This is a genomic window from Microlunatus antarcticus, from assembly GCF_014193425.1.
GTDB lineage: Bacteria > Actinomycetota > Actinomycetes > Propionibacteriales > Propionibacteriaceae > Microlunatus > Microlunatus antarcticus.
On the sequence record NZ_JACHZG010000001.1, the window covers coordinates 123,196 to 145,616 of the forward strand.

The 22,421-nt window shown below is 71.4% G+C and carries 23 protein-coding genes, 1 tRNA gene and 1 pseudogene; 15 read left to right on the forward strand and 10 right to left on the reverse strand.

Going from position 1 to position 22,421, the window contains the following annotated elements; all coding sequences use genetic code 11:
• Window positions 1–211 precede the first annotated feature (211 nt).
• From FHX39_RS00630 to FHX39_RS00640, 3 genes are all read right to left on the reverse strand, one after another.
• Window positions 212–1,318 carry a hypothetical protein gene (locus tag FHX39_RS00630; RefSeq protein ID WP_183335905.1) on the reverse strand — a complete coding sequence of 369 codons (1,107 nt, stop codon included), beginning with the start codon at window positions 1,316–1,318 and terminating at the stop codon, window positions 212–214.
• Between the two features lie 250 nt (window positions 1,319–1,568).
• Window positions 1,569–1,642: transfer RNA gene (locus FHX39_RS00635), tRNA-Pro, on the reverse strand.
• Window positions 1,643–1,705: 63 nt separating this feature from the next.
• Complete coding sequence (locus FHX39_RS00640; RefSeq protein WP_183335906.1) at window positions 1,706–2,635, reverse strand: metallophosphoesterase; 930 nt, start codon at window positions 2,633–2,635, stop codon at window positions 1,706–1,708.
• A gap of 93 nt (window positions 2,636–2,728) precedes the next feature.
• On the opposite strand from FHX39_RS00640, the gene FHX39_RS00645 reads away from it, so the two are divergent.
• Window positions 2,729–3,202, forward strand: coding sequence for a GatB/YqeY domain-containing protein (locus tag FHX39_RS00645; RefSeq protein WP_183335907.1), 474 nt, complete (start codon window positions 2,729–2,731; stop codon window positions 3,200–3,202).
• Between the two features lie 80 nt (window positions 3,203–3,282).
• Here the strand turns inward: FHX39_RS00645 and FHX39_RS00650 are convergent, their stop codons facing one another.
• Window positions 3,283–5,694 (reverse strand): transglycosylase domain-containing protein, encoded by a 2,412-nt coding sequence (locus FHX39_RS00650; protein ID WP_332836592.1) that lies wholly within the window; start codon window positions 5,692–5,694, stop codon window positions 3,283–3,285.
• A 311-nt stretch (window positions 5,695–6,005) separates the two neighbouring features.
• Here FHX39_RS00650 and FHX39_RS00655 point away from each other — a divergent pair, with 311 nt between their 5' ends.
• Window positions 6,006–6,293: a WhiB family transcriptional regulator gene (locus FHX39_RS00655; protein ID WP_183335909.1), complete on the forward strand. Its 288-nt coding sequence runs from the start codon at window positions 6,006–6,008 to the stop codon at window positions 6,291–6,293.
• Between the two features lie 341 nt (window positions 6,294–6,634).
• Here FHX39_RS00655 and FHX39_RS00660 read toward each other — a convergent pair whose 3' ends face one another.
• From FHX39_RS00660 to npdG, 3 genes and pseudogenes are all read right to left on the reverse strand, one after another.
• Entirely contained in the window at window positions 6,635–7,810 is a 1,176-nt protein-coding gene (locus FHX39_RS00660) for an ArsA family ATPase (RefSeq protein ID WP_198423205.1), read from the reverse strand.
• Window positions 7,807–8,769, reverse strand: coding sequence for an ArsA family ATPase (locus FHX39_RS00665; RefSeq protein WP_198423206.1), 963 nt, complete (start codon window positions 8,767–8,769; stop codon window positions 7,807–7,809). Before FHX39_RS00665 ends, FHX39_RS00660 begins: the two co-directional genes overlap by 4 nt.
• Window positions 8,766–9,449 (reverse strand): annotated as a pseudogene (gene npdG, locus FHX39_RS00670) (NADPH-dependent F420 reductase); the annotation flags it as partial. The gene FHX39_RS00665 and the pseudogene npdG, both read right to left, overlap by 4 nt.
• Window positions 9,450–9,541: 92 nt before the next feature.
• Between npdG and FHX39_RS00675 the strand changes: the two are divergent.
• The 6 genes from FHX39_RS00675 to FHX39_RS00700 all read left to right on the forward strand — a co-directional run bounded on the left by FHX39_RS00675 (window position 9,542) and on the right by FHX39_RS00700 (window position 14,073).
• The gene (locus FHX39_RS00675; protein ID WP_183335912.1) at window positions 9,542–9,973 is read left to right on the forward strand and encodes a VOC family protein; all 432 of its coding nucleotides are present in this window, start codon (window positions 9,542–9,544) and stop codon (window positions 9,971–9,973) included.
• Window positions 9,974–9,982: 9 nt separating this feature from the next.
• Window positions 9,983–10,144, forward strand: coding sequence for a DUF4177 domain-containing protein (locus tag FHX39_RS00680; RefSeq protein WP_183335914.1), 162 nt, complete (start codon window positions 9,983–9,985; stop codon window positions 10,142–10,144).
• A gap of 2 nt (window positions 10,145–10,146) precedes the next feature.
• The gene (locus FHX39_RS00685) at window positions 10,147–10,665 is read left to right on the forward strand and encodes a RidA family protein (protein WP_183335916.1); all 519 of its coding nucleotides are present in this window, start codon (window positions 10,147–10,149) and stop codon (window positions 10,663–10,665) included.
• A 4-nt stretch (window positions 10,666–10,669) separates the two neighbouring features.
• Window positions 10,670–11,482 (forward strand): MBL fold metallo-hydrolase, encoded by an 813-nt coding sequence (locus FHX39_RS00690; protein ID WP_332836593.1) that lies wholly within the window; start codon window positions 10,670–10,672, stop codon window positions 11,480–11,482.
• Between the two features lie 45 nt (window positions 11,483–11,527).
• Window positions 11,528–12,883: a trypsin-like peptidase domain-containing protein gene (locus tag FHX39_RS00695; RefSeq protein WP_183335919.1), complete on the forward strand. Its 1,356-nt coding sequence runs from the start codon at window positions 11,528–11,530 to the stop codon at window positions 12,881–12,883.
• Between the two features lie 182 nt (window positions 12,884–13,065).
• Window positions 13,066–14,073 carry an Rv2578c family radical SAM protein gene (locus FHX39_RS00700; protein ID WP_332836594.1) on the forward strand — a complete coding sequence of 336 codons (1,008 nt, stop codon included), beginning with the start codon at window positions 13,066–13,068 and terminating at the stop codon, window positions 14,071–14,073.
• On the opposite strand, the gene FHX39_RS00705 is transcribed toward FHX39_RS00700, so the two are convergent.
• Window positions 14,070–14,747 carry a Crp/Fnr family transcriptional regulator gene (locus FHX39_RS00705; RefSeq protein WP_183335920.1) on the reverse strand — a complete coding sequence of 226 codons (678 nt, stop codon included), beginning with the start codon at window positions 14,745–14,747 and terminating at the stop codon, window positions 14,070–14,072. The two genes, FHX39_RS00700 and FHX39_RS00705, sit on opposite strands and share 4 nt — an antisense overlap.
• A 168-nt stretch (window positions 14,748–14,915) precedes the next feature.
• On the opposite strand from FHX39_RS00705, the gene nth reads away from it, so the two are divergent.
• The 6 genes from nth to FHX39_RS00735 all read left to right on the forward strand — a co-directional run bounded on the left by nth (window position 14,916) and on the right by FHX39_RS00735 (window position 20,070).
• Window positions 14,916–15,617 carry an endonuclease III gene (gene nth / locus FHX39_RS00710; protein ID WP_183335921.1) on the forward strand — a complete coding sequence of 234 codons (702 nt, stop codon included), beginning with the start codon at window positions 14,916–14,918 and terminating at the stop codon, window positions 15,615–15,617.
• Window positions 15,614–16,246: a TlpA family protein disulfide reductase gene (locus tag FHX39_RS00715; RefSeq protein WP_183335922.1), complete on the forward strand. Its 633-nt coding sequence runs from the start codon at window positions 15,614–15,616 to the stop codon at window positions 16,244–16,246. Before nth ends, FHX39_RS00715 begins: the two co-directional genes overlap by 4 nt.
• An 83-nt stretch (window positions 16,247–16,329) precedes the next feature.
• The gene (locus tag FHX39_RS00720) at window positions 16,330–16,941 is read left to right on the forward strand and encodes an NUDIX hydrolase (protein WP_198423475.1); all 612 of its coding nucleotides are present in this window, start codon (window positions 16,330–16,332) and stop codon (window positions 16,939–16,941) included.
• Entirely contained in the window at window positions 16,931–17,620 is a 690-nt protein-coding gene (locus FHX39_RS00725; RefSeq protein ID WP_183335924.1) for an HD domain-containing protein, read from the forward strand. The genes FHX39_RS00720 and FHX39_RS00725 overlap by 11 nt, the downstream gene beginning before the upstream one ends.
• Before the next feature lie 23 nt (window positions 17,621–17,643).
• Window positions 17,644–19,398: an alpha-glucosidase gene (locus tag FHX39_RS00730; protein ID WP_332836595.1), complete on the forward strand. Its 1,755-nt coding sequence runs from the start codon at window positions 17,644–17,646 to the stop codon at window positions 19,396–19,398.
• An 84-nt stretch (window positions 19,399–19,482) separates the two neighbouring features.
• A complete protein-coding gene (locus tag FHX39_RS00735; RefSeq protein WP_183335925.1) occupies window positions 19,483–20,070 on the forward strand; it encodes a DinB family protein in 588 nt (195 codons plus the stop codon).
• A gap of 16 nt (window positions 20,071–20,086) precedes the next feature.
• Here FHX39_RS00735 and FHX39_RS00740 read toward each other — a convergent pair whose 3' ends face one another.
• The gene (locus FHX39_RS00740) at window positions 20,087–20,518 is read right to left on the reverse strand and encodes a phage holin family protein (protein ID WP_183335926.1); all 432 of its coding nucleotides are present in this window, start codon (window positions 20,516–20,518) and stop codon (window positions 20,087–20,089) included.
• Between the two features lie 205 nt (window positions 20,519–20,723).
• Here FHX39_RS00740 and FHX39_RS00745 point away from each other — a divergent pair, with 205 nt between their 5' ends.
• Window positions 20,724–21,173, forward strand: a complete 450-nt coding sequence (locus FHX39_RS00745; RefSeq protein WP_183335928.1) for a MarR family winged helix-turn-helix transcriptional regulator — start codon at window positions 20,724–20,726, stop codon at window positions 21,171–21,173.
• Here the strand turns inward: FHX39_RS00745 and FHX39_RS00750 are convergent.
• On the reverse strand, window positions 21,170–22,375 hold the full coding sequence (locus FHX39_RS00750) for an MFS transporter (RefSeq protein WP_183335930.1): 1,206 nt from the start codon (window positions 22,373–22,375) through the stop codon (window positions 21,170–21,172). The genes FHX39_RS00745 and FHX39_RS00750 overlap by 4 nt on opposite strands.
• Between the last annotated feature and the right edge of the window lie 46 nt (window positions 22,376–22,421).

Below are 22,421 nucleotides of genomic sequence, written 5' to 3' on the forward strand. Positions count from 1 at the left end.
TCCCGTGAGATAGCGAAGGCTGAGCAGAGCCTCTTGAAGCTGTGATTAAAAGTGTGGCGCCACCGCCCAAAGAGTTACCACTACAATCCAGGTCTTTGCAAATGAGACCATAGTCGCGATGACGACTGCTAGATGCACCTGCTGCCGGCGCAGCCCTAATCTGTGCTCGCTCGACTCTGCGGAAGCATTTGGCAGCAAGTCGGGCGTCAAGTCACAACTTTCTGCGGGCACATCGAGTACGCAGATTCGACCTGACGAGTTTCACTAGATCTACGGCTAGATTGATCGAGGCTCGCGGGGCGCTGTGCGTAACCCTAACTGGGGGCGGCGGGAGCGGTGCCGATCGAGGTTCCATACGCTCTGCGATACCAGTGAAAGAGTTTTCGCCCATACCTCGTGCAAACGCCCGCCCACTGGCAAGTTCCTCGGCATGCGTCTGCGCGAGTTCTGCGAACGCGCGACCAAACGGTAGTAGATGGCTCTGCAGATACTCGTCCAAAAAGTCTACGTGGACGATGTCGATGGCGGATGTCTCTCCGTGCTCGCGAGCAAACTCAGTCCCACTCACGGGCTCGTTTCGCCAAAGTCTTTGCCACTGAACGTTGCTCAATGCGAGCTGACCGTCGCTCCCGATGGTGGCAGCAAGCATTGGTGCATCCAGAACGGCGATTCCGAGCACTAAGTGTGCGTCGAAGTAGTAAGGCTGGTTGGTCGGCTTAATTGATGAGCAGTAGTGTTCGACTGCGCTGCGTAAAGGCATGACGAGCGACTGGTAGGCGTCTGATCCCGACAAAACGAGATCCTTCCCCTTACTCCGCTCACATTTGCTTAAGGTCGTGCAAGAGGCCGCCGAACGCACAAAGTCATGCCACGTGAGGTCGAAGGATTGTAAGATCGGCAGCGCCCAGGTTGATCGATCATCGTCTGTCTTAAACTCCAAGTCGTCGCTCCGCAACCCTGCCACGACCGGGAAGTTGCCGAAAGGCACTGTCGCTTCCGAGAAGAACACATAGGGCAACTCGGAGCGCTTGCACTCGATCAGTGCGGCTACTCCCGGACGGACCCTGTACCTATTGGGGTCGCCATCGGAGAGATCGACAAAGCATTGTAAATCTATCGCACGCATTTCACCAGAGAACCGGTCGCGAAAGCCCCACTCTGATTTCGAAACAAGCCCGTCGATCGCGCTCACCTTATGAGTGACCACGGTCTGAAGCGGATACCCGGAGCGGAGGATCGCCTGATTGACCTGAGCGGCAGTTATGCCAGCCGGAAGGGTGAGTTCGGCGTCTGTCTCCTCAGCGTTCTCGTCGCTCACAATAGACCCTTCGCGCTAATTTCAATCTGCGTGTGGCGGTGCCGCCCCAGCTGCCGATAGCCCAAGTTGATTATCCAACTGAGCTTCTCCGTCTGAATGCTAAAGCTAGACGCGAGTGAATGCCAGCTCGAGTAGATTCATGGCACTGCCGGTCTGTGTAGAGGAAAAAGGAGAGCCTGCCCTTCGGGGCAAGCTCTCCTCAAACGAATGAATCGTACAGCCAGCTAACTTCTCCAACCAACACACACGGTCGGGGTGACAGGATTTGAACCTGCGACCTCTTCGTCCCGAACGAAGCGCGCTACCAAGCTGCGCCACACCCCGTGATCCAACCCTTGCGGACCTCCCAGAGTCTAGCCCATCAAGGTCTGTGGACCCGCCGCCCGCTCAGGTTTTGGGCGTGAGCGTCAGGAGCGTCGCCTCGGGCGGGCAGGCGAAGCGCACCGCCGCGTACGGGGAGGTCCCCAGGCCCGCCGAGACGTGCATCCAGGACGTTCGGCCGCCTGCCGTGTTCTGCGACAGGCCCTTGACCCGGCGGGTGTCGAGGTCGCAGTTCGTGACCAGCGCGCCGTAGCCGGGCACGGCGACCTGGCCGCCGTGGGTGTGCCCGGCGAGGACGAGGTCCATCCCGTCGGCCGTCATCGCGTCGATCACCCGCAAGTACGGCGCGTGGGTCACCCCGATGGCCACGTCGACCTCGCTCCAGTCGACGGGCCCGGCGACCTCGGCGTAGTGGTCGCGGCGCAGGTGCGCGTCGTCGGTGCCCCGGAACCCGAGCCGGACGCCCTCGATCTCGATCGTGGTCGTGGTGTGGGTGAGGTCGTCCCAGCCGCGCCGGGTGAAGGCCTCGCCGAGGTCGACCCACGGCAGCTCGCGCTCGGGGTGCTGGTTGGGCGTCTTGCCGCGCTGCGTGAGGTAGCGGAACGGGTTCTTGAACGACGGCGCGAAGTAGTCGTTCGACCCCCAGACGTAGACGCCCGGACGGTCCAGCAGGCGGCCGAGGCTGCGGACCACGAAGGGCACGGCGTCCGGGTGCGCGAGGTTGTCCCCGGTGTCCACGACGAGGTCGGGCTCGAGGCCGGACAGCTCGGTGAGCCAGCGCTGCCGCTTCGTCCGGCTCGGCGTCATGTGGATGTCCGACAGGTGCAGCACGCGGATGTCGCGGGCGCCGGCCGGCAGCACCGGGACCGAGACGCGGCGCAGCCGGTAGGACTCGACCTCGTACAGCCCGGCGTAGGCGAGCGTCCCCGCCCCGAGGAGGCCGGCGACGCCGAGGCCCTGGAGCCCGCGGCGCGCCACGACGGAAGCGGTGGGCACGGGTTCACGGTACAGGCGCGACGGCCTCCGCCCGCCTGCTCCGCGACGCCAAACCCGTACGGGCTCTCGCACCGGGCTGCCAGACTGGGCGGCATGTCCGACACGTCGACCCCGCTCAAGGAGCGTCTCCGCACCGACCTCACCGCCGCCATGCGCAGCCGGGACAAGGTGCGTTCCGGCACCATCCGGATGGTGATCGCCGCCATCAGCGAGGCCGAGGTGGCCGGCAAGGAGGCGCGCGAGCTGAGCGAGGAGCAGGTGCTCGACGTGGTCGTCCGGGAGGCGAAGAAGCGGCGCGAGTCGCAGGAGGCCTTCACCTCCGCCGGACGCCCGGAGCTCGCCGCCAAGGAGCAGGCCGAGTCCGACGTCCTCGCCGACTACCTCCCGCAGGCCCTGACGCCCGAGGAGATCAGCGCGGTCGTCCGCGACGCCATCACGGAGGCCGGCGCCGCCGAGCTCGGCCCGAAGGGCATGGGCAAGGTCATGGGCCTGGTGACGCCCCGGACCAAGGGCCGGGCCGACGGGGGCGCCGTCGCCGCCGAGGTACGGCGCCAGCTCGCCGGCTGACGCACCGCCCACGCTCCACCCCGTCAGCAACGAGGCCGGCCCCCTTCCGGGGACCGGCCTCGTTCGTCTGCTCGGGCGGGCTAGCCGCCGTCCTTCTTGTCCTTCTCGTCCTTCTTCTTCTTCTCCTCGGCCTTCTTCTTGGCCGCCTTCTTGGCCTTCTCGATCGCCGGGTCCTTGCCCTTGCTCACCAGCTTGTAGATCGTGCTGAACTCCGACACCCGGCTGCCCGCCCCCGCCGACCAGCCGATGAAGGAGTACTTCGGCCGGTTGCTGTAGCGGTACTCGGTCTCGACGTTGAAGCCCTCCTTCTGCAGCTTCTTGGTCGCCGACGACAGGCTCAGGTTGCCGGTGTAGGGGACCGTGACCTTCTTGCCGGTCTCGATGCGCTTGGGCGGGTCGTCGAACTTGGTGCGCGGGACCTGCTTGAAGTACTCCTGCATGACGGGCTTCCAGATGTACTGGCCGGAGTCGCCCGAGCCCGAGCCCTCGAGGTACTTCCCGGTCGACGGCACGCGGTAGCCCGTGACGCCGTTCTTGCGGAAGCCCGACTTGCCCTTCATGAAGGGCTTCTTCTGGTTGTCGATCGAGATCATCGCGACGCCGGCGACCTCGGGGGTGTAGCCCGCGAACCAGACGGCCTCGGCGCTGTCGATCGTCCCGGTCTTGCCGGCCTGGTCACGCCCGTCGCGGACGAGGGCCCGGGTGCCGGTGCCCTTGTTGATCACGGCCTTGAGGACCTTGCTGACCCCGTCGGCGACGTCCTTGTCCATGACCCGCTTGCAGTCGCCGCTGGGGGTCGCCAGCTGCTTGCCCTTACGGTCGACGATCTTGGAGACGATGATCGGGTTGCAGTGGATGCCGCCCGAGGCGAAGGTCGCGTACGCCTCGGCCATCGACAGCGGGCTGACCTCGACGGTGCCGAGGGTGAACGACGGCTTGTCCTGGTACTTCTTCACGATGTTGACCGAGGGCGCCCCGATCTGGTGCCCGACGTCCACGCCGGTCTTCTGCGCCATCTTGGTGACCCCGCACATGCCGGTCGCCAGCTCGAGCTGCACGAAGTAGGTGTTCACCGACCACTCGGCCGCCTCGGTCATGCCGATCTTCTTGCTGTGCCCGACCGAGTTCTTGACCTTCCAGGTCCCGTAGACCTTCTTGCGGCCGTCGCAGGTGTCGAACGACTTGCCGCTGAAGTTGTAGGGCGACTTCGCGTTGAACTTCTTGCTGATCGGGATGCCCTTCTCCAGCGCGGCGGCGAGGGTGAAGGCCTTGAAGGTCGAGCCGGCCTGGTAGCCCTGGATGCCACCCATCTCGGTCGGCGCGGAGAGGTTCCAGTAGGTCTGGCCCTTCTTCGAGCCCATCACCGGTCGGCTCTGCGCCGAGGCCAGGATCAGGCCGGTGCCCGGCTGGATCATGTTCATGGTCGAGATCAGCGGGTCCTTCGACCCGACGAAGGCGCTGACCTTCTTCTGCGCCATGCTCTGGGTCTTCGGGTCGATCGCGGTGTAGATCTTCAGCCCGCCCCGGTTGAGCGTGTTGTCGCGCTCGGTGATGTTGTCACCCAGGCTCGGCTCGAGCTCGAGGCTGCGCTTGACGTAGTCGCACAGGAACGGGAAGCGGGTGCCCTGGCACCCCTTGATGATCGGCTTCACGGCCTTGGTGCTGAAGCCCTGCGCCTTGGCCGACTTGACCTGCGCCGGCGTGATCAGCCCGAGCTCGGCCATGCGGTTGATCACCACGTCGCGGCGGTCCAGCGCGGCGGGCTTGTTGTTCATCGGGTTGTTCGCGTCGGGGTTCTGCACCAGCCCGGCGAGCATGGCCGCCTGCGGCAGGGTGAGCTTGGCCGCCGAGGTGTTGTAGAAGTGGCGCGCGGCGGCCTCGACGCCGTACGTCCCGTCGCCGTAGTAGGCGATGTTGAGGTAGTTCGAGAGGATCTGGTCCTTGGTGAGCCGCTTCTCCAGCGCGATGGCGTAGCGCAGCTCGCGGACCTTGCGCTCCATCGTGGGCGCCCGTGAGTCGTCGACGCACTTCTTCGTCACGGCGGCCGAGGAGCCCTTGGTCTGGCAGGCCTCGATCTGCACCATCTTCACGTACTGCTGGGTGATCGACGACCCACCCTGCGTACCGTCCGTGCTCGTGGAGTTGCGGACGAGGGCGCGCAGCGTGCCCTTGACGTCGAGCGCACCGTGCTCGTAGTAGCGGTGGTCCTCGATCGCCAGCTGCGCCTGGCGCATGACCGGCGCGATCTTGTCCAGGGGGACGGCGATGCGGTTCTCGGCGAAGAAGTGGGCCAGCACCTTGCCGTCAGCCATGTAGACCGTCGAGCGGGTGGGCGGCGTGGGCGTCGCGAGCTCGGTCGGCAGGCTGTTCAGCTCGTCGGCCGCGGCCTTGCTCCCCATCCCGGCGAGGCCGGCGTAGGGGACGAAGAGGCCGGCCACGAGGACGCCGGCGAGCACGCTGACGATGGCGAACATCGTCAGCGAGTACGCCACGCTCCCGACACGTTTTGGACTGGGCACCTCGTGAGGGTACGTGAGCCGGGTGGCCCCGGCGCAACCCCGCGCAGAGCAACTCCGGATCGTTGCACACCCGCTCCCGGGGCGGCGGGAGGTCTCGTGGAGAAATTTTGTACGAGAGGCAATCCAGAGGATCGTGGGCAACGAAATCAAGATATCGTCACGATCTCATCAGTTTCTTAGAAAGAGTGGCGTAACAGGCACGACGTTCGTACGATTCAGCAGTCGACCCGCATGGGCCGGGGATAGCCCGGGTCGACAGCCACAACCACAAGGGGAGAACCAGCATGTCTGCCATCACGCACGCCGACTGGACCATGGACGCCAAGTGCCGGGGCATGGAAGACGCCCTGTTCCCGGAGGCCTCCGAGCAGAAGCGCGTCCGTCAGCTGTGCATGGGGTGCCCCGTGCGCATGCAGTGCCTCTCGGAGGCGCTCGACAACCGCATCGAGTGGGGTGTGTGGGGTGGCATGACCGAGCGCGAGCGCCGCCAGCTGCTGCGCCAGCGTCCCGACGTCACCTCCTGGGCGGACCTGCTCATGGGTGGCGGTCGTCAGGTCGAGAAGGCCGCTTAGCTCTTCGTCTTTGGTCCCGTCCGGGTGCAGGCTCTGCTGCCGGACGGTCCGAGGAGAACGCCGCCTCACAACCATCCGCCCGGGCGTCGTCGCGTACGACGTCCTGGTGCGGTGCCTTCACGCCCGGGCTCCCGCCAGACCCATCCAGGCTCGGCGGCGTCCTCCTCGGACCGTCCTTCGAGGTCGCGCCCGCGCGGGGCCGTGGTCGATCCAGGGCGTCCTGTCGCCGGGCGGCTTCATCCCGTGCGCCGGTCTTCCCCGTTGCTGCGTCTTTGCGCTTGTCGATCGACCAGCAGCTGGTGAGGGATCGCGCTCGGCACCGGCGCTCGGCTCTGAGCGCGTCAGTCCTTCTCGGCCATCAGCCTGCCGACCTCGCGGAGGTCGGCGAGGGCGGTGACGTCGCTCGGCAGGACCGGGACCTGGGTCTGCGGGACCTCCGGGCGGGAGGAGGCGAAGCGGTCGAGCAGGGTCGACTCGGCGTCGGCCACGCGCATGAGGTCGGCGTGGCGGCGCAGCGCCTCGGCCTCCAGCTCGTGCGTGCCGTCGAGGTCCTCGGCGAGGGAGGCGGAACGTTCCGCCGAGACGTCGAGGGTGCTGCCGTGGACGCGGTTGACGACGAGGCCGGCGAGGGGCATGCGCTCCTCGGTGAGGCGGTCGACGAAGTAGGAGGCCTCGCGCAGCGCGTCGCGCTGGGCGGTGGCGACGACGAGGAAGACCGTGTGGCGTGAGCTGAGCCGCGCGAACGTCTCCTCCGCGCGCTGGCGGAACCCGCCGAAGATCGCTTCGCAGGCCCGGACGAAGGTCTGCACGTCGGTGATGAGGCTGCTGCCCAGCACCTTGTTCATGGCGTTCGAGACCAGGTTGAAGCCGACCCCCATGAGGCGGAGCGGGCCCTTGGCCGGCGCGAGCAGCAGCCGGATGAACCGGCCGTCGAGCAGCGAGCTCAGGTGCTCGGGCGCGTCGAGGAAGTCGAGCGCCGAGCGGGCGGGCGGGGTGTCGACGACGATCAGGTCCCAGGCGGGCCGACCGGCCGCGGCGTCGGTGCTGGCCTGGGCGTGCAGCTGGCCGAGCCGCTCCATGGCCATGTACTCCTGCGTGCCCGAGAAGGACGAGGACAGGGCCTTGTAGAAGGGGTTCGCCAGGATCTGCTGCGCCTTCTCCGGCGTGGAGTGCGTGACCACGACCTCGTCGAAGGTCCGCTTCATGTCGAGCATCATCGCGTCGAGGCTGCCGCCGGCGGTGGTGTCGATGCCGACCACCGGTCGCGGGGTGTTGTCGAGCTCGCCGAGTCCGAGGGACTGCGCGAGGCGGCGGGCCGGGTCGATGGTCAGCACGACGACCCGACGGCCGGCCTCGGCCGCCCGGACCGCGAGCGCGGCGGAGGTCGTGGTCTTGCCGACCCCTCCGGAGCCGCAGCAGATGACGATCTCGATCTGGCGGTCGCCGATCAGGGTGTCGACGTCGAGGAAGGGCGCCGTGTGCACGGCGTGCCCCGTACGGGCGGGCGGGGGAGTCACGCGACCTCCAGGGCGAGCTGGTCGGTGAGCTGCTCCGCGATCGCGAAGAGCGACTCGGCGTCGATCCCCAGCGGGTCGAAGTCGACCTGGACGAGCGGGAGCCCGAGCTGCTGGAGGCGTTCGTGCCGGACCTGCTGCTCGAGGGTGCGCGAGGCCTCGACGGCGAACTCCGCGGCCAGCGCCGCGTTCTGCTGCTGCTCCCACCCCGGCACGTCCAGGGCGACGGACCCGGCGGCCACGTCGGCGAGCACCGCGGGCTCGAAGGGCGACGGGTTGACCATGTTCTCGATGACCGTGCCGACGCCGGTGCCGCTCGCGCGGAGCGCGCCGACGGCCTCCTCGGTCTCGGTGACGGGCATGTCCTCGAGCAGGGTCACCAGGTGCACGATCGTCGAGCGCGACCGCAGCAGCGCCGCGACCGAGTCGGCCTGGGACCGGATCGGGCCGACCTTGGCGATGCCCGAGACCTCGTCGTGGATGTTGAGGAACTGCCCGATGCGTCCGGTGGGCGGCGCGTCGAGGACGACGGAGTCGTACGCGGTCGGGAGCCGCTTCACGCCGCGGCGCACGGCCTCGTAGACCTTGCCGGTGAGCAGCACGTCGCGGAGCCCCGGCGCGATGGACGTCACGAAGTCGATCACGCCGAAGCGGTCGAGCGCCCGGCCGGCGAGGCCCAGGTGGTAGAAGGTCTCGAGGTACTCCCGCAGGGCGTCCTCGGCGTCGATCGACAGGCCGAAGACGCTGCCGCCGGCCGGCGTACGGGTCAGGCGCCGTTCCTCGTCGCCCTCCAGCGGCGGGACGCCGAAGAGCTCGCTCAGCCCCTGACGCTTCTCGACCTCGCAGAGCAGCACGCGCCGACCGCGGGTCGCCAGCGCGCAGGCCAGCCCGGCGGCGACCGTCGTCTTCCCCGTGCCGCCCTTGCCGCTGACGATGTGGAGGGTGTGGCGAGGAGCGCTCACGGCGCGCTCGCGGCGGGGACGTCGGGCAGGCCGCTGATCGAGATGCCGGAGTGGGTCTTGTAGCGGCGGTTCACCGCGATGAGGTTGGCGGTGAGGCTCTCGACCGTGCGGGCCAGCCGCAGCCGCCCGCCGTACAGGCCGCGGGAGCCCGGGAGCGCGGTCACGAGGTCGATCACGAGCGCGATCGCGTCGCGGTCCTCGCCGAGCACGAGGACGTCGCCGGGGATGTGCGTCACGGACGGGTCGTCGAGCAGGCGGGCGCTGACGTTGTGGAACGCGCCGACCACGGTCGAGCCCGGCAGGATCCGCTGCGCCTCCTGGGCGGCCGAACCGTCGGGGACGTCGAGCGGGTACGGGCCGTGGGCGTCGAAGCCGAGCGGGTTGACGCAGTCCACGACGACCTTGCCCGCCAGGGCGTCGGCGAGGGAGGTCAGCAGGTCGGCGTGCCCCTCGTACGGGACGGCGACGACGACGAGCTCGGCCTGCGCGGCCTCCGCGTTGGCCACGCCGGAGACGTTCCCGGCGTCGGCCAGCTCCTCGGCGACCTGCTGGGCCCGGGAGGCGTCCCGGCTGCCGAGCAGCACCTCGTGCCCGGCCATCGCGAACCGGCGTCCCAGGCCGCGGCCCTGGGGGCCGGTCCCGCCCAGGATCCCGATCCTCACGCGGCGCTCACGGCAGGCTCGTACGGCGTGGGGGTCATGGCCCCGATGGTAGTCAGCAGGGCGTCGGGGCCCGTCGCGGAAGTGTCAGACCGCAGGAGGACGCTGGCGTCATGAGTGAGAGTCCCGTGCGCTTCGACCTCGTCGCCCTCGACACGCCTGACCCGGCCGGTCTGGCCCGCTTCTACTGCGACCTGCTCGGCTGGCAGGTCGAGAGCGGCGACGCGAGCGACGACTGGGTGACCATCCGCGCGGACGGCGGGACGGGACCCGGTGCGGGGGCACGGCTCGCGTTCCAGCTGGCCCCCGACTTCGTGGCCCCGACGTGGCCCGACCCGGCCGTCCCGCAGCAGGTCCACCTCGACCTCGCGGTGGACGACCTGGAGTCGGCCGGCGCGTTCGCCGAGTCGGTCGGCGCCCACCGTGTCCGCGGGCCGGGCACGGAGCAGGACTACTGGGTCTACCTGGACCCGGCGGGCCACCCGTTCTGCCTGTGCGTGTCAGCGCCGGCCACGGCGGGCGCGGCGGAGGGGACCTCTCGCTAGGCTCCGCCCATGACGAAGTGGGAGTACGTGACCGTTCCGCTGCTGGTGCACGCGACCAAGCAGATCCTCGACAACTGGGGCTCGGACGGGTGGGAGCTGGTCCAGGTGGTGCCGGGCCTCAACCCGGAGAACCTCGTGGCCTACCTCAAGCGCCCGCTGCCGACGGCCTGATCGTGACAGCCCCGCAGTCATCGACGGACGGCCAGACGCCGACGGCCCGCCTGGCCGCGCTCGGGCTGGAGCTGCCGGCCGTGGCGGCGCCGGTCGCCGCGTACGTCCCGGCGGTCCGGCTCGGCGACACGGTCTGGACGAGCGGACAGCTGCCGTTCGTCGACGGCAAGCTGCTGGCCACCGGCAAGGTCGGTGACGGCATCCGGTCCGAGATCGACGCCGACGGCGCCGCCCACCTCGCACAGGTCGCCGGGCTGAACGCCCTGGCCGCCGTGGCCGAGCAGGCGGGCGGGCTCGACGCGGTCGTCCGGATCGTCAAGGTCGTCGTGTTCGTGGCGAGCACGCCGGACTTCACCGGCCAGCCGGCCGTGGCCAACGGGGCGAGCGAGCTGTTCGGCCAGGTCTTCGGCAGCGCCCACGCGCGCAGCGCCGTGGGCGTGGTCGTGCTCCCGCTCGACTCGCCCGTCGAGGTCGAGGTCGTGGCCGAGGTCCGCAGCCGCCCCACCGTCGTCCCCGTCTGAGGCGGTGTCGGCAGTGCGGGCGGGGTCGGCGGTGCCGGGCGTGGTGGCGTCGGTCCTGGCGCCCAACCCCGGCCCGATGACGCTCCAGGGCACGAACAGCTGGGTCCTCGGCGACCCGGCGCTCGGCCCGGTCGTGGTCGTCGACCCGGGTCCCGAGGACGACGGTCACCTGACCCGGGTGCTCGAGGCCGCGGGGGGCCGGGTGGTCACCGTGCTCCTCACCCACCGCCACCTCGACCACAGTGCGGGGGCGGCTACGTTCGCCGCCCGGGCGGGCTGCGGCGTCCGGGCCGTGGACCCCGCCTGGCGGGTCGGTGACGACGGGCTCGACGACGGCACGGTGATCGAGGCCGCCGGCGTCCGGCTCGAGGTGCTGGCGACGCCCGGGCACACGAGCGACTCGGTGAGCCTGCTCGCGACGTACGCCGAGGACGGGGTGCCCCGGGTCGACCTCCTGACCGGGGACACCGTCCTGGGCTTCGGCAGCACCGTCATCACGCACCCCGACGGCGACCTGGGCGCATACCTCGACTCGCTCGACCGCCTCCTCGGCGTCGTCGACGACCGCGGGGTCACCCGGATCCTGCCCGGCCACGGCCCGGTCGTGGCCGACCCCGAGGGCGTCCTGACGGGCTACCGCACCCACCGGCGGGAGCGACTGGCGCAGGTGCGTGCAGCGCTCGCCGCGGGCGCCCGGACGCCGGAGGAGGTGCTGGCCGCGGTCTACCCCGACTCGGTCGGCACGCCGATCGAGGGCGCGGCGCTCCAGTCGGTCCGCGCCCAGCTCGACCACCTCGACGCTCATCGGCAGCACTGAGCGCACGCACAGCAACCGCACAGGCTCGGCCTGCACCGTAGACGCATGACGTCGGACGAGCAGCGCGACCCGGGCACCCCCTCGACCCCTCCCTCGGCCTACCAGGGGCCGTACTCCTACGGCTCCGGCGGGAGCTACCCGCCGCCCACGGGGTCGGCGTACGGGCAGCCGAGCGGTCCGTCCTACGGGAGCCCCTCGTACGGCGCGCCGTCCTACGGGAGCCAGTCGTACGCCGGACAGCCCTACGGCACGCCGGCTCCGGGCACGTCGACCCCGGGTCAGCCGGGGACGACCGCGCTGGTCGAGCGCCCGCGACGTCGGCGCGGCGGGATCCTCGCGGCCGCCACGCTCGCCGCGGTGATCGGTGCCGGCGCCGGGATCGGCTCGTACGCCTACCTCGGCGGAGCGGCGACCTCGGCCGGCTCGCCGATCAGCGTGACCACCGTCCCCGCGGCCAGCAGCCCGGTGCTCGACGGCACGATCAGCGCGGCCGCGGGCAAGATCGACCCCTCGGTGGTGACCATCACCGTGCAGGCCGGCAACAGCGGCGACATCGGCAGCGGCGTCGTGCTCGACACCGACGGCCACATCCTCACGAACAACCACGTGGTCTCGGCCGCCGCGGGTTCCGGGCAGACGAGCATGACGGTGACGCTGCCGGACGGGACGACGGCGCCGGCCACGGTCGTCGGCACCTCGGCCAGCAACGACCTCGCCGTGATCAAGGTCGACGGCGTGGCGGACCTCAAGCCGGCGACGTTCGCGAAGTCGGACGCCCTGCAGGTGGGCCAGGCCGTCGTCGCGGCCGGTGCGCCGCTGGGTCTGTCGGAGTCGATCACCAGCGGCATCGTGTCCAACACGGCCCGTCCGGTGCGCTCCGGGAACGACAACGACGCGGTCTACCTCGCCGTCCAGACCGATGCGGCCATCAACCCCGGCAACTCGGGCGGCCCTCTCGTCGACCTCAACGGCTCGGTCGTCGGCATCAACTCCTCGATCGCCAGCACCGGCTCCAGCGGCGGCAGCGGCAGCCAGTCCGGCAACATCGGCATCGGCTTCGCCATCCCGTCCGACGTCGCCGTCCGCGTCGCCGGCGAGCTGATCGCCAACGGCAAGTCGGTCAACGCGGCCTTCGGCGTCACGGTCGGCGGCAGCGCGGACTCCGACCTGTCGACCGCCACCGGCGTCGCGCTGCAGACCGTCGTGCCCGACGGCGCCGCGGCAGCCGCCGGTCTGCGGGCCGGGGACGTCGTGACCAAGGTCGACGACTTCCACACCACCACCGCCGACGGCCTCATCGCCTCGACCCGCTACTTCGCCCCGGGCACCACGGTCACCGTCACGTACGTCCGCGACGGCGGCGCCGCGCAGACGGTCGACGTCAAGCTCGGCTCCTCCTGACGCGCAGCCGGCCCTGACCAGTGGTCAGGGCCGGCTCCGACCGGGGTGCGGGGTGCCGGGTTTCTGACCACTGGTCGCTCCTGGCAGGTTCCGCAGCTTCGGGACCCGCGCAAGTGACCAGTGGTGGCTCCGGGCGGGGCCTGGGCAGTCCAGGTCTCGCGGCTGGTGCTCGATTAGAACGTGTGTTCTCATGGAGCATGCGGTGGGCGGGTCAATCGGTCGGGAACGTGGTGTCCGACGCCGCCGCGCTGCCGGGGCTGGAGGAGATGCCCGGGCTCGTCCGGACGGTGCGGACGCCGGAGTTCGCGGGGGTCACGTTCCACGAGGTGATGGCGCGGTCCGCGCTCAACCACGTGCCCGCCACCTCGGACGTGCCGTTCCGCTGGACGATCAACCCCTACCGCGGCTGCACCCACGGGTGCGTCTACTGCTTCGCCCGGCAGACGCACTCCTACCTCGACCTGGACACCGGGGCGGACTTCGACGCCGAGATCGTGGTCAAGGTCAACGTCGCCGAGGTGCTGGCCCGCGAGGTCGCCCGCCCGTCCTGGGGTCGCGAGGCGGTCGCGCTCGGCACGAACACCGACCCCTACCAGCGGGCCGAGGGCCGCTACCGGCTGATGCCCGGGATCATCGAGGCCCTCGCCGGGTCGGCGACGCCGTTCTCGATCCTGACCAAGGGCACCACGCTTCGCCGCGACCTTTCGCTGCTCGCCGAGGCCGCGAGCCGTGCGCCCGTGATGATGGGCGTCTCGCTGGCCCTGCTCGACGAGACCGTGCAGGAGACGCTGGAGCCCGGCACCCCCTCGCCGCGGGCCCGCCTGGAGCTGGTCCGGTCGATCCGCGCGGCGGGCCTGCCGTGCCAGGTCCTGATCGCGCCGGTCCTGCCGCTGCTGACCGACCGCGACGACGACCTCGAACGCGTGATCACCGCGGTGGCGGAGGCCGGTGCCACCTCGGCGTCGGTCATGGCGCTGCACCTGCGGCCCGGGGCGCGCGAGTGGTTCCTGCGCTGGCTGGGGGAGCAGCACCCCGAGCTCGTCGAGCCGTACTCCGAGCTCTACCGCGGCGGGTCGTACGTCCTGAAGTCGTACGCGTCCGACCTGGCCGAGCGCACGCGTCCGCTGCTGCGCCGGTTCGGTCTGAACCGGCCGTCCGCCTGGCGCCAGCCGTCGCGGGACAGCAGCTAGCGCGCCCGGCGTTCCACGCGCTCGACGTCGAGCAGGGTCACGGAACGGGGCTCGAGCCGGATCCAGCCGCGGGCGGCGAAGTCGGCGAGGGCCTTGTTGACCGTCTCGCGGGAGGCGCCCACCAGCTGGGCGAGCTCCTCCTGGGTGAGGTCGTGGTGGACGTGCACGCCGTCGTCCTTGCGGTCGCCGAAGCGGCGGGCGAGCTCGAGCAGCTGCTTGGCCACCCGTCCCGGGACGTCGGAGAAGACCAGGTCGGCGACGACGTCGTTGGCCCGGCGCAGCCGGCCCGCGAGCTGCGCGAGCAGGCTCCGCGCGACCTCGGGGTGCCCCTCGATCCAGCGCATCAGCTCGTCGTGCTCGAGCGTGCGCACCTCGACCGCGGTGACCGCGGTCGCCGTGCTCGAGCGGGGGCCGGGGTCGAAGACCGACAGCTCGCCGAACATCTGGCCCGGGCCGAGGACGGCCAGCAGGTTCTCCCGACCGGCGGAACCGCTCCGGCCGAGCTTGATCTTGCCGGCGACCACGACGTACAGCCGGTCCTCGGTCTCGCCCTCCCGGAAGAGGATCTCGCCCTTGGACAGCCGCAGCGTCCCCATCGCCTGCTCGAGCGCCGATGCGCTCTCGGCGTCGAGCTCGGCGAAGAGCGGGGCCTTGGTCAACACCTCGGGATCCACCGGCGCCCTCCTGTAGTTCGCGTCACACTGCTCGGCCAACCTACCGTCGTCGGCTCGACGGCGAGCGGGGACGGCACCGGCGTGGTCCGCAGGCACCCTCACCGTAACGGCGATGTGGTCCCAGACAAGGAGAGGTCGCCAGATGAGCCGCAGACGTAGGGTGGCGGCGTGAGCCCGAGCGACACGCGGACCGCCCTGGTCCGTCGGGCCCGGTCGATCGACCGGACGCTGGGACACACCTATCCCGAGGCCCACGTCGAGCTCGACTTCACGACGCCGCTCGAGCTGCTCGTCGCGACGATCCTCTCCGCGCAGAGCACGGACAAGCGGGTCAACACGATCACCCCGGTCCTCTTCGCCCGCTACCCCGACGCGGCGGCGTACGCGGGGGCCGACCGGGTCGAGCTCGAGACGCTGATCACCCCCACCGGGTTCTTCCGGGCCAAGACCGACACCCTGCTCAAGCTCGGGGTGCAGCTCCTCGAGCGCTTCGACGGGGAGGTCCCCGCCACCCTGGCCGAGCTCGTGACGCTGCCGGGGGTGGGCCGCAAGACGGCGAACGTCGTGCTCGGCAACGCCTTCGGGATCCCCGGGATCACGGTCGACACGCACTTCGGCCGGCTCTCGCGCCGGTTCGGCTGGACGACCGAGGAGGACCCGGTCAAGGTCGAGGCCGAGGTCGGCGCGCTCTTTCCCAAGAAGGACTGGGTGATGCTGTGCCACCACGTCATCTGGCACGGCCGCCGTCGCTGCCACGCGCGCAACCCGGCCTGCGGCGCCTGCCCGGTCGCGAAGCTCTGCCCGTCGTACGGCGAGGGTGAGACCGACCCGACGAAGGCGGCGAAGCTCGTCCGCGAGCCGCGCGGATGAGGGGCCTGCGGCGTACGGCGGCCGTCGTCGGTCTGGTCCTGGCGCTGGCCGGCTGCACGGAGACGCCGAGCGTGGTGCGCTCCACGCAGCCCGCCACGGCCCCGTCGACGGCCGCACCCGCGGACCCGACCTCGGCGCCGAACCCGGACCTCGCGGCGGCCAAGAAGGCGGCCGGGATCGCCGACTGCCCGACCACCGACGCCAGCCCGGCGAAGGGCGGGCTGCCGGACGCCAGCGTTGAGTGCCTGGACGGTGGGCGCGACGTGCGGCTGGCGTCCCTGCGCGGCCCGCTGATCGTCAACGTCTGGGCGTCCTGGTGCGGGCCGTGCCGGACGGAGGCCCCGTTCCTGGCCGAGGCCGGCCGGGCGGGCTCAGCGGTCCGGCTGATCGGCGTCAGCTTCAACGACCCGGCCCCCGACGCGGCGGTGACCTTCGCCGCCGACGCCGGCTGGACCTACCCCCAGCTCTACGACGCCGACCAGGTCCTCCGCCGCGCCCAGGTCGGAGGCCTGCCGGTGACGTTCTTCGTCCGTCCCGACGGGACCGTGGCCGGGCGACACGCGGGCGGGTTCACCTCGTCGCAGGAGCTCGCCGACGCGAGCCGGCAGTACCTGGGCGTCGCGCCGTGAGCGCGGAGCCGGTCGTCCGTCCGAGCTGGGTCGGGCCGCTCGCTGCCGCGCTGGCCGAGCACGCGGAACCGTGGGTCGACGTCCTGCGGCCCGCCCAGGGCGCCCGGAAGTCGGCCGTCCTCGCGCTCTTCGGCGAGGGTCCGTCCGGACCGGAGGTGCTGCTCGTCGAGCGGGCGTTGACGCTGCGCTCGCACCCCGGCCAGATCGCCTTCCCCGGCGGCGCCGCCGACCCGGGCGACGTCGACCTCGTCGACACCGCGCTGCGGGAGGCGTACGAGGAGTGCGGCGTGCTGCGCGACGGTGTCGAGGTCCTCGGCGCGCTTCCCGCCGCGCACGTCGTCGTGAGCGGCTTCGACGTCACCGCGGTCGTGGCCTGGTGGCGCGTCCCGCTGGCGGACACCCCGGCCGACCCGGGCGAGGTCGCCGCGGTGCTGCGGGTGCCGGTCGCCGACCTCGTCGACCCGGCCAACCGCGTGACCGCCCGGCACCCGACGGGCTTCCGCGGCCCGGCGTTCACCGTCGCCGGTCACCTCGTCTGGGGCCTCACCGCCCACCTGCTCGCCGCCGTGCTGGACCTGGCCGGCTGGACCACGCCCTGGGACGACACGCGCGAGGTCGGGATCCCCGACCGTTACTTGCGCGACCGTCGTCCGAGCACGCTCGCCCGAGACACCGGAGGACCCGATGCCCACTGAGACCCGTACGCCCCGCCCCCTGTCCGACGCGGACGCCGCCGAGCTGGCCGAGCGCTGGCACGCCGTGCTGCCGCACCAGGAGGCGATGGGCGCGGACCTCGTCGAGCGCTACCGCGAGCCCTGGCGTCGCTACCACGACGTCCGCCACCTGCTGGCCGTGCTGCGCCAGGTCGACGCGCTGGCCAGCGACCAGGACCTCTTCATCGTCCGGCTGGCGGCGTGGTTCCACGACGCGATCTACGACATCCCGTTCCGCGAGCTGACGAACGAGGAGGGCTCGGCCCGGCTGGCGCTGCGCGAGCTGAGCCGTGCGGGGCTGGAGCAGGAGGACCTCACGCAGGTCGCCCGCCTCGTCCGGATGACCGCCGACCACGTGCCCGGCAGCCGCGACCCCGAGGGCGAGCTGCTGTGCGACGCCGACCTCGCCGTCCTGGCCGGTTCGCCGGAGGAGTACGCCGCGTACGTGGCCGACGTCCGCGAGGAGTACGCCGACGTGGCGGACGACGACTTCTTCTCGGCCCGCTTCGAGGTCCTCGAGCCCTGGGTCGAGGGCGAGATCTACCGCACCGGCAAGGGCAAGCTGCTGACCCCGGCCGCCCGCGCGAACGTCGCCGCCGAGGTGCGCGAGCTCGCCGAGCACCTCGGCATCGAGGCCCCGCCCGCAGCCCTGGAGCTCTGACCGGTCATGGCAGGCTGGTCGTCGTGACGGCATCGACGACGACCAGCCCCGAGACCACGCCCCCCGGTGCGGTGGTCCCCTCCGAGCGAGTCGAGGGCTGGTGGCGCAACGCCGTCGTCTACCAGATCTACCCGCGCTCGTTCGCCGACAGCAACGGTGACGGCACCGGTGACATCCCCGGGATCATCGCCCACCTGGACCACCTGGCCGAGCTGGGCGTCGACGTCATCTGGCTGTCGCCGGTCTACACCTCGCCGATGGACGACAACGGCTACGACATCGCCAACTACCAGGACATCGACCCGCTGTTCGGGACGCTGGCCGACATGGACGAGCTGCTCGCCCAGGCCCACCGGCGCGGGATCAAGATCCTCATGGACCTCGTGGTCAACCACACCTCGGACGAGCACCCGTGGTTCGTCGAGTCGCGCCAGCCGGGCTCGGCCAAGCGCGACTGGTACTGGTGGCGCCCCGCCCGCGACGGGCACGAGCCCGGGACGCCCGGCGCCGAGCCGACGAACTGGGCCTCCGCCTTCTCCGGCCCCGCCTGGCACTGGGACGAGGAGGCGGGCGCGTACTACCTGCACCTGTTCACCCGCAAGCAGCCCGACCTCAACTGGGGGAACCGGGAGGTCCGCGAGGCCGTCTACGCGATGATGCGCTGGTGGGTCGCCCGCGGGGTGGACGGCTTCCGCATGGACGTCATCAACCTCATCTCCAAGCCCACGGAGCTCGTCGACGTGCCGCTCCGGGCGGGGCAGCCGTACGGCGACGGGTTCGAGGCGGTCGGCAACGGCCACCGGCTGGCCGAGTTCCTCGCGGAGATGAACGAGCAGGTGGGGCTCGACGAGCACCACCTGCTGACCGTGGGCGAGATGCCCGGCTCGACGGTCGAGCTGGCCCGCACGATCACCGACCGCGCGAACCACGGGCTGAACATGGTGTTCACGTTCGAGCACGTCAACCTCGACCGCGACCCGGAGGGCTCCAAGTTCTCCCACGTGCCGCTCGACCTGGTCGCGCTCAAGCGCAACCTCGAGGCGTGGCAGGTCGGGCTCGCCGACGTCGGCTGGAACTCGCTCTACTGGGACAACCACGACCAGCCGCGGGCGGTGTCGCGCTTCGGCGACGACTCGCCCGAGCACCGGGTCGCCTCGGCCAAGACGCTGGCGAGCGTCCTGCACCTGCACCGCGGTACGCCGTACGTCTACCAGGGCGAGGAGCTCGGGATGACGAACACGCGGTTCGCGAGCATCGCGGACTACCGCGACGTCGAGGCGCTGAACTACCACGCCGAGGCCGTGGGGCTGGGGCAGGACCCCGACACCGTGCTGGCCGGGCTGGCCACGCACAGCCGCGACAACGCGCGGACGCCGATGCAGTGGGACGACACGCACCAGGCCGGCTTCACCGAGGGCATCCCGTGGCTGTCGGTGAACCCGAACTACGTCACGGTCAACGCGCGCGCCGAGCGGATGGACCCGGCGTCGGTGTTCCACCACACGCGTCAGCTGATCGCGCTGCGCCACGACCTGGCGGCGGTGGCCGAGGGTCGCTTCGACCTGCTGCTCGGCGACGACCCGCAGATCTGGGCGCTCACCCGCACGCTCGACGACCAGCGCGTGCTGCTGGTCGCGAACTTCTCCTCCACGCCGGCCACGGTCCCGGACGGGTCCCTGCCCGACGTGGCCTCGGCCCGCCTGCTGCTGGCCACGCACGGCGACCGCCGGGGCGCGGACCTGGCGCCCTGGGAGTCGCGGGTCTTCCTGCTCGGCTAGGGCGCTCGGTCGCGGTGCGGACCCGCCGCAGCTCTGTCAGAGGGTGCACCGATGCTGGATCTCAGCCCAGCATCGGAGGAGACCGTGTACGCACCCACCGAGGACGACGAGGTCACGACGTCCGTCCGCTACGCCGATCAGCAGCTCGCCGCGATCCACGCGAGCCTGCTCGGCCTGACCGAGGAGCAGGCGCGCTCGACACCCTGCCATAGCGCCCTCTCGCCGGCCGGGCTGGTCAAGCACGTGACGCGGGTGATGAGGCAGGCCGTGGTGACGCTGACGCGGGGTCCCGACCTCGCCGCGGAGCTCGACCTCGCGGCCCACGAGGCGAGCTTCGTGCTCGCCGACGACGAGACCGCGGCGGGCGTGCTCGAGCAGTTCGAGGCGGCGAGACCGGGCTACCTCGCCGCGATCGCCGGGACCGACCCCGATGCACGGACGCTGACGCCGCCGGCACCGTGGGACGGGATCGACGACGAGCGCCCGGTGAGGCGTCGCTACCAGCTGCTCCACCAGATCGAGGAGCTCGCGCGCCACGCCGGCCACGCGGACATCCTGCGGGAGCAGATCGACGGCGTCTCGGTCCCGGCCCTCGTGCTGACCGAGGACGGTGCGCCGCCGAACGACTTCTTCGCGCCGTACGTGCCGGCGCCCGGGACGCTCGGCGCCTGACGGCGCCGGTGCAGCCCTAGCGGTCGAGCGCCTTCTTGACGTCGGAGCCCTTGATCCCGGCCAGCGTCTGCTGCGCCGACGCCTTCACGGCGTCGACGGTCTCCTTGGCCTGCTTGATCGCGCGCTGCGGGGCCTTGACCTTCTTGATCATGCTGTAGCCGATCGCCCCGAGGATACCGGCCAGCACGAGCAGCGCTGCGCCGACGATGAGGAACGAGGCCCACTCGGGCAGCCCGAGCCGCACCAGCACGTAGACGACGCAGAAGTAGAGGATGAAGACGGCCGAGACGCCGAAGAACGCGGCGCCCGCGAGCAGGCCCGCACCGATCCCGCCCGCCTTGGCGGCGGGGACGAGCTCGGCCTTGGCCAGCTGGACCTCGTCGCGCACCAGCTCCTTCACGTCGCCCGTGATGGCCTTGATGATGTCGCCGACGGCTTGCTCCGCCATGATGTGCCTCCCTCGTTCGCTCCGGAGCCTAGTGGCTAGACCGGGCTGCGTCGGGCAGCGGTCCGGCGTCGTCGGGACGCGGCGGCCAGCAGGGCCGGGGGCAGGGGGCCGGCCAGGACGGCCGCGCGGGTCGTCAGGGTTGTCTCTGGGTCGTCGACACCGACGTGCTCGAGGACGTGCGACGACGAGAGCGAAGGGGACGGACATGGCGGAGGAGCAGACGGCGCCGGCGCGGCTCCGGGCGCTGGCCAGCTGGCAGGCCGGGCGGGTCGCCACGCTCGGCGCCCGGCTCACCGCCGCGCACATGGCCCTGGAGGCGCGGTCGGACTTCGCCGTGCTGGCCGCGCTGGACGAGCTGGGTGCGCTGAGCCAGGCCGAGATCGGCCGGAGCCTCGGCCTCGACCGGGCGAACGTCAACCGCATCGTGACCCGGCTGGAGCGCGAGGGGCTGCTCGAGCGCGCCGCGGACCCGCACGACGGCCGGCGGCTGGTCCTGACGGCGACCGCCGCCGGGGGTGACCACCTGCGTGACCTCGAGCGCCGGGCGGCCCGGGTGCAGGACGAGCTGCTGGTCGCCCTCGACGCCGAGGAGCGGGAGCAGCTGCGGCTGCTGCTCGACCGCGTCCTGGCCGCCCATCCCGCGCAGCCGGCCTAGCCCGCCCGGCCCTCCACCGCGGCTGGTGCCTCGACCCGCGTACGGGCGGCGAGGAGGAGGGTGCCGACGAGGACGGCGGCGACGGCGGTGGCCCAGCCGAGGGCCCGCCAGCTGCTCTCGGTGGTGAAGCCGGCAGCCGCGAACGAGCCGCCGACCTGCGCGGCGATGCCCAGCACCTCCGCGACCGGCTGGACGCGGCCGCGTTCCGCCGGGCGGTAGGACGAGGCGATCATGGCGCTGCCGCCGGAGTAGGCGAGGTTCCACCCGACGCCCACCGCGAACATCGCCGTCAGGTAGAGCGGGAGCGAGGCCCCTCCCGCGGCGGCGAGGCCGGCCAGCAGGATCACGGCGCAGCCGAGCGCGGCGACGCGACGTTCGCCGAGGCGCCCGATGACGCGCGGCACCAGGAAGCCCGGGGCGAACATCCCGACCAGGTGCAGCTGGATCGCGAGTGCCGCCTGCCCGGGCGTCCGGCCCGCCGCCAGCCCGAGGATCGGCCCGGCGGTCATCAGCGCCAGCATGGTCAGCGCGGCGACCACGGCGGCCGTGGTCCCCAGCAGCAGGACGGGCTGGCGCCACAGGACCCCGTACGGACGGGGTGCCGCGGCGTCCGGGGAGCCGGCCTCGGGCCGGGGTGCCGGCGGCGGGAGCCGGAGGCGGCTGTTCCAGACCGCGGAGCCAAGGCCGAGCGCGGCGACCAGGAGGTAGGACGCGACGTACGGGGTGGGCGTCAGGTCGCGCACGCCGGTCGCGGCGAACGGCCCCACCAGGGCGGCGACCAGGCCGCCGGCCAGGACGGTGCTGACCGCACGGGCCCGGGCGTCCGGGTTGGTGTCGGCGGCGAGGTAGCGGTAGTAGCCGACGGTCGCGTTAGAGGCGCCGACGAGCGCGGTCCCGACGCAGAACAGGCCGAACGACCCGTGGGCGATGGCCAGCGCCGACACGGTGCCGCCGGCCGTGGCCACGAGGCCCGACACCACGAAGGTCGCCCGGTGGCCGAAGCGGCCGATCGCCCGGGACGCGAAGAAGGTGGTCAGGCCGGCGGCGACGAACAGCAGGCTGAACGGCAGCGTGGCCAGCTCCGGGCGCGGCGCGACCTGCGTCCCGACGATGCCGGTCAGGGTCAGGTCGACGCTCGAGCCGGCGACGGCGAAGGCCTGCGCGACCGCGAGGTGCCGGACGACCCGGGCGGGAGAGCTCACGGGTGCAGCCTGCCCTGCGCCGCGGTCGGTCGCGAACGAGAATGGC

Coding starts and splice junctions, on each gene's coding strand:
- FHX39_RS00745 (WP_183335928.1), top strand. CDS start 20,724: ATGGCGGAGGAGCAGACGGCGCCGGCGCGGCTCCGGGCGCTGGCCAGC.
- FHX39_RS00645 (WP_183335907.1), top strand. CDS start 2,729: ATGTCCGACACGTCGACCCCGCTCAAGGAGCGTCTCCGCACCGACCTC.
- FHX39_RS00655 (WP_183335909.1), top strand. CDS start 6,006: ATGTCTGCCATCACGCACGCCGACTGGACCATGGACGCCAAGTGCCGG.
- FHX39_RS00695 (WP_183335919.1), top strand. CDS start 11,528: ATGACGTCGGACGAGCAGCGCGACCCGGGCACCCCCTCGACCCCTCCC.
- FHX39_RS00680 (WP_183335914.1), top strand. CDS start 9,983: ATGACGAAGTGGGAGTACGTGACCGTTCCGCTGCTGGTGCACGCGACC.
- FHX39_RS00715 (WP_183335922.1), top strand. CDS start 15,614: ATGAGGGGCCTGCGGCGTACGGCGGCCGTCGTCGGTCTGGTCCTGGCG.
- FHX39_RS00740 (WP_183335926.1), bottom strand. CDS start 20,518: ATGGCGGAGCAAGCCGTCGGCGACATCATCAAGGCCATCACGGGCGAC.
- FHX39_RS00675 (WP_183335912.1), top strand. CDS start 9,542: ATGAGTGAGAGTCCCGTGCGCTTCGACCTCGTCGCCCTCGACACGCCT.
- FHX39_RS00725 (WP_183335924.1), top strand. CDS start 16,931: ATGCCCACTGAGACCCGTACGCCCCGCCCCCTGTCCGACGCGGACGCC.